The organism is Halorubrum sp. Boch-26 (assembly GCF_029889805.1).
Taxonomy (GTDB): Archaea; Halobacteriota; Halobacteria; order Halobacteriales; family Haloferacaceae; genus Halorubrum.
This window is the reverse complement of sequence record NZ_JARANT010000032.1, coordinates 1-13,672: the sequence shown is the minus strand read 5'-3', so window position 1 is coordinate 13,672 and position 13,672 is coordinate 1. Positions and strand designations below refer to the sequence as shown.

Below are 13,672 nucleotides of genomic sequence, written 5' to 3'. Positions count from 1 at the left end.
GGGTGGCCCGATCCGGGATCGGTGACGTCGCCGCGTGCGGACCAGCGCCACAGGAGGGATCCAAAACATGACACAGTACGTCGGTGCGATAGACCAAGGGACGACTGGCACCCGATTCATGGTGTTCGACCACGAGGGCCAGGTCGTCGCGAACGCTTACGAACAGCACGAACAGATTTACCCGAACCCCGGTTGGGTCGAGCACGACCCGATCGAGATCTGGGAGAACACGCAGCAGGTCGTCCTCGACGGCCTCGCGGACGCGGGGCTGGACGCGGACCAGCTCGATGCGATCGGGATCACCAACCAGCGCGAGACGACGATCGTCTGGGACAAGGACTCCGGCAAGCCGGTCCACAACGCCCTCGTGTGGCAGGACCGGCGGACGACGGACCGCGTCGAGGAGATCCAAGAGGCGGGCAAGGTCGAGGAGATTCGCGAGAAGACCGGCCTAGAGTGCGACGCCTACTTCTCCGCGACGAAGACCGAGTGGATCCTCGACAACGCGGAGCCGCTCAAGATGCAGAGCTCCCGCGGCGGCGACCTCCGCGACCGCGCTCGCGAGGGCGAGCTCGTCATGGGCACGATCGACGCGTGGCTCATCTACAACCTGACGGGCAACCACATCACGGACGTGACGAACGCCTCCCGGACGATGCTGTACAACATCCGGGAGATGGAGTGGGACGACGAGCTCCTCGAGGAGTTCGACGTGCCCAGAGAGATGGTACCCGAGGTCCGACCGTCCTCCGACGAGGACTACTACGGCCACACGGACGCCGACGGCTTCCTCGGAGAGGAGGTCCCGGTCGCCGGCGCGCTCGGTGACCAGCAGGCGGCGCTCTTCGGACAGACCTGCTTCGACAAGGGTGACGCTAAGAACACCTACGGGACCGGCGCGTTCTACCTGATGAACACCGGCGAGGAGGCCGTCGCGTCCGACAACGGCCTGCTCACGACGGTCGGCTTCCAGATGTCCGGCGAACCGGTCCAGTACGCGCTGGAGGGATCGATCTTCATCGCCGGCGCGGCGATCGAATGGCTCGAGGACGTCGACCTGATCAACAACGCCGCACAGACGGCCGAGCTGGCGCGCTCGGTCGACACGACGGACGGCGTGTACATGGTCCCGGCGTTCACGGGGCTCGGCGCGCCCCACTGGGACGGCCGTGCCCGCGGGACCATCGTCGGGATGACTCGCGGCACCGGCAAGGAGCACATCGTTCGGGCGACGCTCGAGAGCATCGCCTACCAGACTCGCGACCTCGCGGAGGCGATGGAGGCGGACTCCGGCGTCGAGATGACGAGCCTCCGCGTCGACGGCGGCGCGGTCAAGAACAACTTCCTCTGCCAGCTCCAGTCCGACATCATCCAGACGGACATCGTCCGTCCGGAGGTCGACGAGACCACGGCGCTCGGCTCGGCGTACGCCGCCGGCCTCGCCGTCGGCTACTGGGACACCGTCGACGAGCTCCGCGACAACTGGCAGATCGATCGCGAGTTCTCCCCCGAGAAGGAACAGGAGGACGTCGACAAGCTGTACAGTCGGTGGGACGACGCGGTCGACCGCTCCCGCGACTGGGCGCAGGAGGAAGCATAAATGAGTACTCCGATCGCGGCGGACCTGCTCATCCAATGGAACGCGGGCTCGATCGGCGCGGTGCTCGACATCCTGCTCGACCCGACGATCTGGCTCGGCGCGGCGGCCGGCGGGGCGTTCGGCGCCGCGCTCGGTGCGCTCCCGGCGTTCATCTTCACGGGCTTCCTCGTCATCGCCGGCGTGTTCGGCGGTGACGCCGCTTCCGGAGCCGGCGTCGGCGTCGGGTTCGGTCCCGTCTTCGGGCCGCACATCTCCTTCGCCGGCGGTGCGGCGGCGGCGGCGTACGCGGCGAAGAACGGCGCGATGGAGTCCGGCTTCGACTACCACAACGCGAAGGACATCGGCTTCGCGCTGGGGAGTCGTCCCGACATCCTCGCGGTCGGTGCCGGGTTCGGTGTCTTCGGTATCGTCCTCGAACAGACGCTCCGGAACCTGGCGATCCCGACGGACCCGATCGCGTTCACCGTCGTCGCCAGCGCGCTGCTCCACCGGGCGGTGTTCGGCTACTCGGTGATCGGCAACGTCAGCAGCAAGGCGAGCGGCTACTTCGACATGGGGCCGTTCGAGCGCGAGGAGATGCGCGACTCCGGTGAGGTGCCCGGCGACGGCGACAAGTCCAGCGAGGACCGCCTCGCGGTCGAGCCGTGGCTGCCGAACATGTACAAGTGGTCGCACGTCGCGGCGATCGGCGCTGCCTCCGGGCTGGCGGCTGCGTACGCCGCGATCCAGACCGGAAACGTGTTCCTCGGGTTCGGTATCAGCGCGGCGACGCTGCTGTTCCTGAACCTCGGCGTCGACCGTATCCCGGTCACCCACCACATGACGCTACCGGGCGCGACGGCGTGGGCGGCGTTCACGGGAGCGGGCTTCAGCGGCACGATCGGACTGATCGCGGGGGCCGGGTTCGGCCTCCTCGGCGCCGTGATCGGCGAGGCCTTCCAGCGCGTCTTCTACGCGCACGGGGACACTCACGTGGACCCGCCGGCCGCGGCGATCTTCATCACGTCCTCGATCCTCGCCGTGCTGGCGATTCTCGGCATCCTCGGTTCGATCTGGGTGCCGGGCGCCTGAACGCGGCCTTCCGATTTTTCACCCGGTCGGAAGCACCGAGGAAAGTCCCACATACGAAACGACACCAGCGATGATCCCGACACCAACCGAGGTAACGAACCCTTGAGTGAACGCGAACGCGACGACGGCGACGATCGACAGCACTACCAGCCCGATTCCGGCGGCGCCGTGATGGTACGCACCGACCGTCGGGTGGTCGCTGAGCGACGTCCGATCGGACGCCGGGACCCGGACGCTTGCGTGATACGGGATGTACAGCCGGACGCCGATGCCGGCGGTCGCCGCGACGATCGAGGCGAACTGGACGTCGACGACGAGCTCGCGGGCGAGGAGGAACGCGGCGATCGCGACGATCAGCGCGGCCACCTTGCTCCGCTTGTCGGCCCTGATGATCGACTCGTCGAACTCTGGTTCGGACATACTCCGCGGGAGGCGGGCGGACGGGTTAAGATTGTGGACCGCGCGGCGACTACCGCCGTCGCCGACCGCTCCGTCGCTGACCGCCCCGTCGCCGACCGCTCCGTCGCTGACTGCCCCGTCGTCGCCTCCCGCGTCCGCGGGTCCGACCGACGCCGGGCCGAGGCGGTCGGGATGGATTTAACGTCGCTCGACGTGAGGCATCGGTATGAACGTGGGTACGCTGGGGCTCGAGAGGCGGGACGGTCGCAACATGCTCGTCGTCGCGGCGATCGTCACGCTCGTCGTGACGGTGACGGCGGAGGGCCCGGTCGGCGCGCGCGTCGTCGCCGGCGCGATCGTCGGCGTCGTCGCGGCCGTCGTGTTCGTCGTCTCGACGCTGCTGATAAACCGGTACAAGCCCGAACACTGGTGAGACTGCGGCGGTCGCCCGGTCGCCGTCGGCGGCGGTCGCGGCACCGTAGTTCGTGCCAGTTTTATCCGGACGCGCAGGAGGGACGGCCGTGAACATCGACGACCGGATCGAGCGCCGGTTGGGATACGACGCCGGGGCCGGCGTTCTGGTCGACCTCGACGCCGTCTCCCCCGTCACGCACGTCGACTCACCGATCGGTCGGGGACCGCTGTTCGAGCGGCTACTCGACGCCTTCAGCCCGACGTTCTCGGGATCGCTCCCGCCGAGCACCTACGTGCACGGCCCGAAGGGGAGCGGGAAGTCGGCCGTCGTCTCGGCGCTGTTCGACCGCCTTGCGTCCCACAGCGGTCCGCGTCGAGCGATCCAGACCGCAACGCGGGCGGTCGAGCCGACGCTCCCGGGATTCGTGTACGTCGACGCGCGGCGTGGCTCGACCCGATTCCGGCTCTACCACGACATCCTCTCGGAGATAAGCGACGACCCCGTCCCCGAGCACGGGATCGGCACCGACGACCTCGCCGAGAAACTCCGAGACGCCGTCGCCACCGGTCCGGACGTGGTCGTCGCGGTCGATCACACCAACGAGCCGGAGACGCCGGACGCGACGACCGTCGTCGGCTGGCTCACCGACGTCAGCGAGCACGTCGCGCCCGTGTGTCTCGGGCGGGACCCGCCCGACGCGATCGAGTGGGAGCCCGACGAGCGCGTGGCGTTCGAGCCGTATCGCCGGCACGTGCTCGTCGAACTGCTGACGAGCCGGTGTTCGACCGGACTCGGCCGCGACGCGATCAGCCACGACCAGATCCGCGAGGTGGGCGAGTGGGCCGAGGGCGACGCCCACGACGCGCTCGCCGCGATCGCCGGCGCGGCGATTCACGCGGAGCGGGCCGGGGCCTCGACGATCCGACCGACGGACCTCGACGCCGGGATCGAGAGCGTACCGAGGCCCGGCGTGGCGTTGGGACGCGTCCTCGCGCTCTCCGAGAGCCGGCGGCGGCTGCTGTACGAGCTCGTCAGCCTGCCGGAGGACGACCGCTCGTCGGTGAGCGCGGCGACCGAGACGATCGCCTCGCGGCCCGCCGTCGACCTCTCGGCGTCCACGGTGCGCAGGGTCCTCTACGAGCTCGCGGACGCGGAGCTGCTCGACCGGGTGACGGTCCGCCGGAGCGACGGCAAGGGCCGCCCCCCGAGTCGGCTCGTCCCGCGGTTCCCGACGCTCGTGTTCCGCGAGCTGTTCGACCGGCCGTCGTGGTCGGTCTGAGCGGTCCGATCGACCAAGCCGCCGCGGGCGACGCCCGCGGTATCTTTTCTCGCCGCCGCGCGCGAACGAGACGCCCGCCGTGGCGAACGAACGCAAGACAGTTGCGCCCGGCGGCCCCACCACCGGTATGGTGCCGCCCCTCGCGCTGGATATCGACGGGACGCTGACGACGCCGAGCGGCCGGATCGACCCCCGCGTCTTCGAGCTGCTGGCCGACTGGGACGCGCCGGTCGTCTTCGCGACCGGAAAGGCGTTCCCCTACCCGGTCGCGCTGGCGCACTTCCTCGGCCGGCCGGAGACCGTGATCGCCGAGAACGGCGGCATCGCGTACGTCGACGGCGAGACCGCGGTCCTCGGCGATCCGGCGGTCCCGCGCGCCGTCGTGGCGGCGTTCGAGGCGCGCGGCGGGGAGGTCGGCTGGGGCGCCGGCGACGCCGTCAATCGCTGGCGGGAGACGGAGATGGCGCTCTCGCTCGACGCCGACGAGGCGCTGCTCCGCGAGGTCGCCGCGACCGCCGACGGCGACGTGGAAGTCGTCGATACCGGCTACGCGTACCACGTCAAATCGCCCGACTTGAGCAAGGGGAAGGCCCTCGACCGCGTCGCCGACGCGGTCGGCCTCAGCCCCGAAGCGTTCGTCGCGGTGGGCGACAGCGAGAACGACGCCTCCACGTTCGCCGTCGCCGGCGAGTCGTACGCGGTCGCCAACGCGGACGCGACCGCCCGCGAGGCCGCCGACGCCGTCCTCGACGAGGCGTACATGGACGGGACGGCCGGGCTGCTGGCCGACCTACGCGAGCGCGGCGAGTGACGCTCTCCGACGGAGTGGTTGTTTATAAACGCCGAGCGGCGGTCTCGTGAGATCTTATAAATAAACGAGTCGCCGGCGCGTTAGTGTTCGTCATAACTTTCAAAAGGATGAGAAGCGGTCAACCCACGCTCTTGCAAAGCTGAGTCGGTGAGCATACTTATGAAAATGTCACAGATCAGCGTTCGATACGTTTCTACATCGGATGTGTCAAGTGGCGACAGATCGCGTTTTACACTCTTCCAGATCTGTTCGATTGGATTGAGATCTGGTGAATACCGTGGCGATGCTACTCTTGTCAGATCGATCTGTTCTACTACTTTATCGACATGCTCAGCAAAATGAGACGAAAAGTTGTCGCAAACGATGATGATCGGTCGCTCAGGATTCCACCGAGATAGACGTTTTTGCTCAAGCACAATCGTCGGAAGACACGAGGTTCCTCGTCTGATTGAGCCTGATCGATCGCCTCGCCGATCTCCTCTTCACTCAGATTCTTGAGAAGTTCTTTCGACGGTCCAGGCATATTTCCTGCTCTCACTCAAATATTACAAAACTTGCGACTTTCACTAACGCGCCGGTTGTAAGCGAGAGCCTCGCTGCCGCGAGGGGCGAAGCACGACGACGCAAGGACCGCAGGGAGCGAACGAAGTGGGTGACTGAGGACCGCAGCGAGTCGCGCGAGTCCTCCCGGCTGGGGCTTTGGAGGTAGTCACCGGTGATCCAGCATTGATCATTGATAAGCGAGCGACTGAGGAATCGAAGACGTTCACCGCGTCGCCGACGTCGACGAGGCGCGAACAGCCGGCGAAAGCAGATTACGCCTTTTATTAATCGCCCGTGACCGCAAACCGCGAGGCGTCGCTCTCGGCGGTCGGCGCGGTGAGCAGCGAGACGCCGACGGTGAGGACCGCGGACAGCGCCATCAGCCCGAGCGCGATGTCCCAGCCGCCGAAGACGGCTCTCGGGAGCGTCGGCACGGAGCCGACAACCGCCGACAGCACCACCGCGAGGTAGACGAGCTGCGGGACGAGCACGCCGACGATCATCCCGGTCCGGGTGGTCCGCTCCCAGTAGAGCGCACAGATCACCGGGAGCGCGAGCAGCGCGAACCCGGAGAAGGCGGTGTCACCGACCTCGATCAGCGTCCCGGGCCGGAACAGGCTCGCGACGAACGCGAGCAGGGCGAAGCCGGCGACGCCGATCCGGGCGACCCACGCCTCGCGCCGCTCGGAGGCGTCGGCGTTGACCACGGGCCGGTAGAGGTCGCGGGTGAAGTACGACGACCCGGAGAGGAGCATCGAGTCCGACGATGACATCATCGCGGCCATCGCGCCGGCGATCACGAGCGCCGCGAACCACGCCGGGGTGTACTCGTTCAGCACGACCGGGAGCACGTTCGCGCCGTCCGGAACGTCGACCGGCATCCCGGCCGCCCACGCGCCGAGCATGAACGCGGGGACGAACAGGAGCAGGACCAGCACGGGCCACAGCGCGAACGACCGCTTCAGCGTCTCGCCCGATTTCGCGACGAAGAAGCGCTGGTTTATCTGCGGGAACATCGTCACGCCGAACGCGATGGTGATCGCCGTGGAGACGATGAAGCCGACCGAGTAGACGCCGCCGCCGAAGCTCCCGAACTCGGGACGAGCCTCCAGCATCGCGCCGGTGGCCGCGCCGACGCCGCCGACGGCGGATACCACCCAGACGGCGGCGATCCAGACGACCGAGAGCATGAACAGCCCCTGAATGGTGTCCGTCCACGCGACGCCGCGCATCCCCGCGAGGACGACGTAGAGGATCATGAACGCCGTGATGAGCGCCGCGCCGCCCCAGTAGGGGACGACGCCGTCGGTCAGTCCCACGAGCGCCTCGCCGGCGCCCATCTGCTGGAGCATGACGTACGGGAACAGCCAGAGGAGGCTCACGCCGGCGACGAGCGCGCGGAGCCCGGTGGAGCCGAACCGGTCGCCGAGCATCTCCCCGAGCGTGACGTAGCCGTTTCGGTTCCCGATCAGCCACTGCTTGTAGCCGATCGCGTACCACAGCACGGCGAACAACACGCCGTCGAGCGTCCCCATCACGATCAGCCACTCGGGGCCGGCGGCGAACGCGAGGTTCGGCCCGCCGAAGAAGGTGAACGCCGACAGCAGCGTGGCGAAGGTGGTGAAAAGCAGGACGACCGTCCCGATCGACCGGCTCGCGAGGTAGTAGTCCTCGGCCGTCGTCTCGGAGACGCGGTAGGCGACGAGCCCGACGGCGAGCGCGAAGAGGAGGTAGCCGACGACGATCCCGAGCGAGAGCCCGAGCGTCACGGCCGATCACCCTCCGGACGGAGACCCATCCCGCGCTCCCACGCACCGCTCCGGGCGAACAGCGAGAACAGGACCGTACACAGCCCGAGCCACGCGACGTGCCACCAGATCCAGACCGGAAGCCCGGCGACGACGCGATCGACGCCCCACAGCGGCCACGGCACCGCGAACGCGACGAGCAACGCGAACGTCGGTAGCCACACGATATCTCTCCGTGATCGAACCATGTCGACCGATAATAGCTATGAGTGCTTAAATCTTATTAGAAATCATCGAGTGAGCTGTTTGTAGAATATCTTTCTTCAATACGGATCGACAGAGGCGAGTGCGATAACTATTTTCGGTGACGCGCACAACGGTACACGGGTGGCGGACGCCGCCTACTCATCACCATTCACTCCATCATGAAAGACACAGAAAAATACCTGATCCACGCCACTATCGCGGCCGACGGCGTCGTCGAGCGGAGCGACGTCGTCGGCGCGGTGTTCGGCCAGACCGAGGGACTCCTCGGTGACGAGTTGGATCTCCGCGACCTCCAGGAGTCGTCGCGTGTCGGGCGGATCGACGTCTCCGTCCAGTCGGAGAACGGTCAGTCGTTCGGCGAGGTCACCGTCGCGTCGAGCCTCGACAAGGTCGAGACCGCGATCCTCGCGGCCGCTCTGGAGACGATCGACCGCATCGGACCCTGCCAAGCCTCTGTGGAGGTGACGAGCATCGAGGACGTGCGGGCGGCGAAGCGCCGCGAGGTCGTCGAGCGCGCGAAGGAACTCATCGCCGGCGGCTTCGAGGAGACGAGTCTCAGGAGCGACGACATCCTCGAGGAGGTCCGCGAGGCCGCCCGCGTCGAGGGAATCGTCGACTACGAGGGGCTCCCGGCCGGCCCCCGCGTCGGCGACTCCGACGCCGTCATCGTCGTGGAGGGGCGCGCGGACGTGCTCACCCTGCTCGACTGCGGGATCAAGAACGCCGTCGCCGTCGAGGGGACGAACGTCCCCGACGCGGTGGCCGACCTCACCGCCGACCGGACCGTCACCGCCTTCCTCGACGGCGACCGCGGCGGCGAGCTCATCCTCCGCGAGCTCACGCAGGTAGGCGACGTCGACTACGTGGCGTTCGCGCCCCCCGGCGAGTCGGTCGAGGACCTCGATCGCAACGCCGTCTTCGAGGCGCTGCGCGGAAAGGTCCCGTACGGCAGCCTCGCGGGCGCACCGAACCTGCGCGAGGCGGTCGCGGACGACGAGGGGGCCGGAGGCGTCGGAGGCAGCGAGAACGGTGACGGTCGGGCGGCCTCGGCCGAAGCCGACGGCGCCGAGCCGGAGACGCCCGGTCCCGACGCGTCGGGTTCGGACTCACCCGGTCCTGAGGCGTCCGATGCGGGGAGCGACGGCGTCGTCGCCGGTGCGGTCAGCGACGCGACGGACCGCGGCCTCGTGGAGGCCGTCGAGAAGGCGCCCGCGCCGACCGAGAGCGACGGCGACGCGGGAGACGGCGGTGACGCGGGGGAAGGCGGTGACGCGGGGGACGACGGGAGCGCCGAGTCGGTCGAAGTCGACATCGTCGACGCCGAGTCGAGCGCCACCGAACCGGGGGACGAGGAGTCCGCGGAGACGACCGAGGGGGAGTCGGACGAGGGGGCCGACGACCCGTCGGCCGACCCCCCCGTCGACGACGAGCCCCGGTCCATCGAGGAGCACGTGCAGGAGGTCGTCGACTCGGGGAGCGCCCGCGCGCGCCTGCTCGGCGACGACCGCGGCGTCCTCGCGGAGGTCGACGCCGACGACGCGTTCGACGCGGTCGACGCGGCCGAAACGGCCCCGCACACCGTCATCGTCGACGGTCGGATCGACCAGCGATTACTCGACGTGGCGGCCCAGCGCGGGGTCAGCGAGCTGCTCGGCCGCGAGGTCGGCGAGGTCGTGAAACGGCCCGTGGGGACCCGCGTGCTCACGGTCGGCGATCTCCGCGCCGGGAGCTGAGACCGGCGACAACCACCGGCCCCTCGCGGTCTCACCGGTCAGACCAGTCCGACGGCGCCCAGCAGCGCGAACAACGCGTCGCCGTACGTCAGCGAGACGACGAGTCCGACCGCCATCGGGACGACGAACGGCATCCCCGGGGACACCAGCACGCTGTCCGTCCGGGCGACGACCGCCAGCCCGCCGCGGAGCGTCTCGGCGTCGGTACCGTACGCCCCGTGATCGATCTCCGCGAGGAACCGCTCCGCCGCCCACGGGTCCCCGTCTGCCGCCGATTCGGCGTCGGATGGGGGTTCGCCCTCCGGCTCGCGTTCCGGGTCGACCGCAGTCCCGCCGTCGGTCCGCGGACCGATATGGGTGCCGCCGTCGGTCGGGTCGAACGTCTCGCCGACGCTCTCCGGGTCGCGGAAGCGGTCCGGGTCGGCGCGGAGGTCGGCGAGCGTCACCCCGCGCCACCGCAGGTACATCCGAAGCGCGTCCAAGTCCAGTCCGCTCCGAGTCGCACCCTCGTCGTCCTCGAACAGCCGTCCGTGGCGGTCCGGCAGCGACTCGGTGGCCACCGGGCGCGCGAGGAACATGTTCATCGAGCGCTCGCCGCGGAGGAGGTTGAGCCCGGCGAGTCCAAGGGGGTACGCGAGCCCGAGCATCACCGTGTTCGTGAGGACCGTGAGCGAGAAGACGCCGATCTGCGTCTCGACTAGCGGGAGCGTGACGCCGGCGACCTCGTACGCCGGGAAGGTGGGGAAGAGGAGCGCGATCGCGATCAGCGCCTTCGCGTCGGCCCCGCCGAACGCGCCGAGGTACCAGAACGCGTAGCCGAGCGGCGCGACGAACAGCAGGCTGATCGCGGCCCGGACGAGGAACAGCCGGCTCTCGATTCCGGCGAGCGGCCACAGCGTCGCCGTCTCCCAGACCAGAAGCAGCGCACCGAACGCGTACAGCGGCGGCCAGATCCGGTTCGGGAGGCGTCGGGTCCGGACGTCCCGCAGCGCCGCCCACGCGAAGACGGGGACGACGAGCAGTCGCAGGAGGTCCGGCAGCGTCGCGAACATGTCCCCACGGGCGCCGCGAGCGTAATTAGGCGTTCGGGTTCGGCTATCGCGATCGATACCGGGCCGAAGAGCGGCGTCGACTCAGTCGTCCGGTCGCTCGGCTCGTCGGTCGAACGCCGCTAGGACCGGCTCCGGGTCCGCGAGCCGCGGGATCCGGAGCCGTCCGTCGCGGAGTTCGATCTCGACGGTCTCGGTTCCGAGCCGTCGGTCGAGCCGCCCGCGCGTCACCCGAAGGTCGGTCTCGTCCCACGGTTCGACGCGCCACAGGGGGGTGTCGAAGAGCCGGTCGTACGCGACGAGCGCGCCGTCGGCGACCCGGTACTCGACGACGCCGTACCGAAGCCAGCCGTCGATCGCGAGGAGGGCCGCGGGGACGGCGACGCTCGCCGCGAGCAGGACGGCGACGACGGACCAGACGCGGCCGGTCGCGAACAGCAGAGCGCCGACCAGACACGCGACGCCGAGGTAGCCGGCCCCCGGATGTCGCGGGAGAGCCGCGACCCACACGACCGGCCGTCCCGTGTGAGTCGGTCGCACCCGTCGAGACGCGTCGGGCAGCGGGTCGTCGATCGGGTCGACAGCGGGCGGCTCGTACGCCCAGCCGATCTCCAGCGACGACGACGCGTCGAACGCGGAGAGCCGGTCGCGGTAGAGCCCGGCGAGGTCGAACGCGGCCTTCACGCCGACGACGCCGAGGAGCAGCGGGACGCCGACGGCGCCGGGGGCGACAGCCGCGAGCGACGCGTCGGGGCCGACCGTCGCGGCCCCGATCAGCGTCACCGCGAGGAGCCCGCCGACCGCGATCGTCGCGATTCTGAAGAAGACCCCGCGAACCGCCGTCTGTGCGCTGTGCTCGCGGTACCCGCGCTTGTACCCGTAGTCGACGAGCGTCGTGAGCCCCTCGATCGCGAAAATCGCGAGCACGGCGACGACCAGCGAGTCGAGCGCGGCGGCCGCGGCCGCGTCGTCGACCGCGACGCCGACGGTGACGATCCCGGCGACGAACCACGCCGCGGTGAGGATCGAGACCAAGACGGGGAGGACGAGCAGCGTCGAGAGCCAGATCCGGAGGCCCGTGCGGGGGATCGACAGCGCGGCCCGCCGCTGTGCGAGCGGACCGAGGATCAGGCCGCCGGTCTCGATCTCCGAGGGCCGGCCGGCGAACAGCGCCCGGACGACCGCCCAGAAGCCCGTGACCGCGAGTTCGAACCAGTAGAGCAGCACGAGCGCGGCCGCGCTCCAGCCGAGCGCGACGACGCCGACGAGCGGGAGGGCGTTCGAGGCGAGGAGCGCGACCGCTCGGGGACGACGCCCCCGAGCGAGGGCTCGCAGAGGGCCAGAACGGACGACAGAGGACATGTATCGGTGGATGTGGCGCCTCGCTTATAACTGGTCGGCGTCGCTCACCGCGCCGGGCCCGCGTGGCGGTGGAGGTACAGGTACGCGAGCACGGGGACGATGGTGAACGCGAGGGTCGCGATCGCCCAGAGGGGTGCGTAGCGGCTCCCGCGCGCCCTCGCGTCGCGGTAGATCCACGCCGCGGCGGCGACGACGACCCCGTAGACGACGAGCGTGAGCGGGAGCGACCACGGCAGGGCGGCCCCGGAGAGGAGCGTCATGGTACCCGTTCGGCGGGCGACGCTTATAATTCGCCCGTGAGGTCGGCGCGCATGACGAAGTCGGGCTCGCCGGCCACCGGCACTCGGTTCGCGCCGGCGTCGCTCACGTGCTCGACGGTCTCGGGGATCAGGACGCGGGCGGCGTCGGCGCCGACCGCGGCCGCGTCCGCGGCGATTTGGTTGTAGAGGACGCCGGCCGCGTCGGCGTCGCGCCACGCGGCGGCGCCGTAGGTCGCGGTCCGAGTCGCCTCGCCGTCCGCTTCGCGCTCCGTCACGCGAGTCCGAACCGCGAACCCGGCGAGCGCGTCCGCGTCGGCGACCGCGAGGAGCCGGTCCCCGTCCGCCGCGGTCCGGAGCCGGTCGCGGGTGAGCTCGGAGCAGGCCCACGACTCGCCGTCGTCGAGCGCGAGCCCGCCGAGGTGGTCGCGGGCGTCGCTGTCGGCCCAGAAGGCCCACGCGGCGTTCGGGTCCGGATCGCCGAGCGCGCGGAGTCCGTCCGACGCCGCACCTTCGACGGGGCGGGCGTCCGCGGCCGGCTCCGGCTCCGCGAACCGGAACTCCGTCGCCGGCTCGAAGCCGACCGCACGCGACTGGCCGAGCCCGGCGACGTTCCACGAGAACACCATGTTCCGGCAGACCGTCGCGCCGCGCTCTCGCGCCCAGTCGAGCGCGGCCGTCGAGAGGGCGGTCCCGACGCCGAAGCCGCGGGCGGCCGGGTCGACGCGGATCCCCTGCCCCCACGCCTCCCACTCGGTCAGCAGGACGCCCTGGATGCAGCCGACCACGGCCTCCGGCTCGCCCTCGGCGACCGCACCCGCGCCGTCGCCCTCGACGAGGGTATCACCCGGCTCGCGGTCGTCGCTGTCCTCTCCCGTCCCGCTCGCCTCGGCCCCTTCGACCGCCTCGGGCGGCAGCGTCGCGACGAAGGTGCCGCGGTCCGGGTCGTCCGATTCCGCCCACTCGGGGAACACCCGCGGGATGTAGTCCTCGTGGCGCTCGCCCCACGTGTCCCGCGTGAACGCCGCGATCGCGTCGGCGTCGGCCGGGCGGGCCTCGCGGACGACGGGGGCGGGCGCCGAGTCTGCGGCTGGCTCTGATTCACCTCTGGCGCGGCCGCCGATACTCAGTGTGTTGA

Annotated in this window: 13 protein-coding genes; 6 read left to right on the top strand and 7 right to left on the bottom strand. The window is 69.9% G+C overall.

Features of this window, described 5'->3' with window-relative positions; translation table 11 throughout:
* Positions 1-67: 67 nt before the first annotated feature.
* Positions 68-1,600: a glycerol kinase GlpK gene (gene glpK / locus OQF71_RS06630; protein WP_280586625.1), complete on the top strand. Its 1,533-nt coding sequence runs from the start codon at positions 68-70 to the stop codon at positions 1,598-1,600.
* Positions 1,601-2,671 carry a hypothetical protein gene (locus tag OQF71_RS06625; RefSeq protein ID WP_280586624.1) on the top strand — a complete coding sequence of 357 codons (1,071 nt, stop codon included), beginning with the start codon at positions 1,601-1,603 and terminating at the stop codon, positions 2,669-2,671.
* 18 nt (positions 2,672-2,689) lie between these two features.
* Here OQF71_RS06625 and OQF71_RS06620 read toward each other — a convergent pair whose 3' ends face one another.
* Positions 2,690-3,091: a hypothetical protein gene (locus tag OQF71_RS06620; protein WP_280586623.1), complete on the bottom strand. Its 402-nt coding sequence runs from the start codon at positions 3,089-3,091 to the stop codon at positions 2,690-2,692.
* A 205-nt stretch (positions 3,092-3,296) separates the two neighbouring features.
* On the opposite strand from OQF71_RS06620, the gene OQF71_RS06615 reads away from it, so the two are divergent.
* The 3 genes from OQF71_RS06615 to OQF71_RS06605 all read left to right on the top strand — a co-directional run bounded on the left by OQF71_RS06615 (position 3,297) and on the right by OQF71_RS06605 (position 5,575).
* Positions 3,297-3,503, top strand: coding sequence for a hypothetical protein (locus tag OQF71_RS06615; RefSeq protein ID WP_280586622.1), 207 nt, complete (start codon positions 3,297-3,299; stop codon positions 3,501-3,503).
* 88 nt (positions 3,504-3,591) lie between these two features.
* On the top strand, positions 3,592-4,764 hold the full coding sequence (locus OQF71_RS06610; protein WP_280586621.1) for an AAA family ATPase: 1,173 nt from the start codon (positions 3,592-3,594) through the stop codon (positions 4,762-4,764).
* A 127-nt stretch (positions 4,765-4,891) separates the two neighbouring features.
* Complete coding sequence (locus tag OQF71_RS06605; RefSeq protein WP_280586620.1) at positions 4,892-5,575, top strand: HAD-IIB family hydrolase; 684 nt, start codon at positions 4,892-4,894, stop codon at positions 5,573-5,575.
* A gap of 827 nt (positions 5,576-6,402) precedes the next feature.
* Here the strand turns inward: OQF71_RS06605 and OQF71_RS06600 are convergent.
* Both OQF71_RS06600 and OQF71_RS06595 read right to left on the bottom strand, forming a co-directional pair.
* On the bottom strand, positions 6,403-7,887 hold the full coding sequence (locus OQF71_RS06600; RefSeq protein WP_280586619.1) for a sodium:solute symporter family protein: 1,485 nt from the start codon (positions 7,885-7,887) through the stop codon (positions 6,403-6,405).
* A complete protein-coding gene (locus OQF71_RS06595; RefSeq protein WP_280586616.1) occupies positions 7,884-8,114 on the bottom strand; it encodes a DUF3311 domain-containing protein in 231 nt (76 codons plus the stop codon). Before OQF71_RS06595 ends, OQF71_RS06600 begins: the two co-directional genes overlap by 4 nt.
* A 177-nt stretch (positions 8,115-8,291) precedes the next feature.
* On the opposite strand from OQF71_RS06595, the gene dnaG reads away from it, so the two are divergent.
* On the top strand, positions 8,292-9,866 hold the full coding sequence (gene dnaG, locus OQF71_RS06590) for a DNA primase DnaG (protein WP_280586615.1): 1,575 nt from the start codon (positions 8,292-8,294) through the stop codon (positions 9,864-9,866).
* Between the two features lie 38 nt (positions 9,867-9,904).
* On the opposite strand, the gene OQF71_RS06585 is transcribed toward dnaG, so the two are convergent.
* The 4 genes from OQF71_RS06585 to OQF71_RS06570 all read right to left on the bottom strand — a co-directional run bounded on the left by OQF71_RS06585 (position 9,905) and on the right by OQF71_RS06570 (position 13,664).
* The gene (locus OQF71_RS06585; protein WP_280586614.1) at positions 9,905-10,918 is read right to left on the bottom strand and encodes an A24 family peptidase; all 1,014 of its coding nucleotides are present in this window, start codon (positions 10,916-10,918) and stop codon (positions 9,905-9,907) included.
* A gap of 81 nt (positions 10,919-10,999) precedes the next feature.
* Complete coding sequence (locus OQF71_RS06580; protein WP_280586613.1) at positions 11,000-12,277, bottom strand: DUF6498-containing protein; 1,278 nt, start codon at positions 12,275-12,277, stop codon at positions 11,000-11,002.
* 44 nt (positions 12,278-12,321) lie between these two features.
* Complete coding sequence (locus OQF71_RS06575) at positions 12,322-12,537, bottom strand: hypothetical protein (protein WP_280586612.1); 216 nt, start codon at positions 12,535-12,537, stop codon at positions 12,322-12,324.
* Between the two features lie 23 nt (positions 12,538-12,560).
* The gene (locus tag OQF71_RS06570; protein WP_303655202.1) at positions 12,561-13,664 is read right to left on the bottom strand and encodes a GNAT family N-acetyltransferase; all 1,104 of its coding nucleotides are present in this window, start codon (positions 13,662-13,664) and stop codon (positions 12,561-12,563) included.
* Positions 13,665-13,672: the final 8 nt, after the last annotated feature.

What these genes read in the sequence shown, in the direction of transcription:
- glpK (WP_280586625.1), top strand. Translation starts at nt 68, where the DNA reads ATGACACAGTACGTCGGTGCGATAGACCAAGGGACGACTGGCACCCGA.
- OQF71_RS06625 (WP_280586624.1), top strand. Translation starts at nt 1,601, where the DNA reads ATGAGTACTCCGATCGCGGCGGACCTGCTCATCCAATGGAACGCGGGC.
- OQF71_RS06620 (WP_280586623.1), bottom strand. Translation starts at nt 3,091, where the DNA reads ATGTCCGAACCAGAGTTCGACGAGTCGATCATCAGGGCCGACAAGCGG.
- OQF71_RS06615 (WP_280586622.1), top strand. Translation starts at nt 3,297, where the DNA reads ATGAACGTGGGTACGCTGGGGCTCGAGAGGCGGGACGGTCGCAACATG.
- OQF71_RS06605 (WP_280586620.1), top strand. Translation starts at nt 4,892, where the DNA reads ATGGTGCCGCCCCTCGCGCTGGATATCGACGGGACGCTGACGACGCCG.
- OQF71_RS06595 (WP_280586616.1), bottom strand. Translation starts at nt 8,114, where the DNA reads ATGGTTCGATCACGGAGAGATATCGTGTGGCTACCGACGTTCGCGTTG.
- dnaG (WP_280586615.1), top strand. Translation starts at nt 8,292, where the DNA reads ATGAAAGACACAGAAAAATACCTGATCCACGCCACTATCGCGGCCGAC.
- OQF71_RS06585 (WP_280586614.1), bottom strand. Translation starts at nt 10,918, where the DNA reads ATGTTCGCGACGCTGCCGGACCTCCTGCGACTGCTCGTCGTCCCCGTC.
- OQF71_RS06580 (WP_280586613.1), bottom strand. Translation starts at nt 12,277, where the DNA reads ATGTCCTCTGTCGTCCGTTCTGGCCCTCTGCGAGCCCTCGCTCGGGGG.
- OQF71_RS06575 (WP_280586612.1), bottom strand. Translation starts at nt 12,537, where the DNA reads ATGACGCTCCTCTCCGGGGCCGCCCTGCCGTGGTCGCTCCCGCTCACG.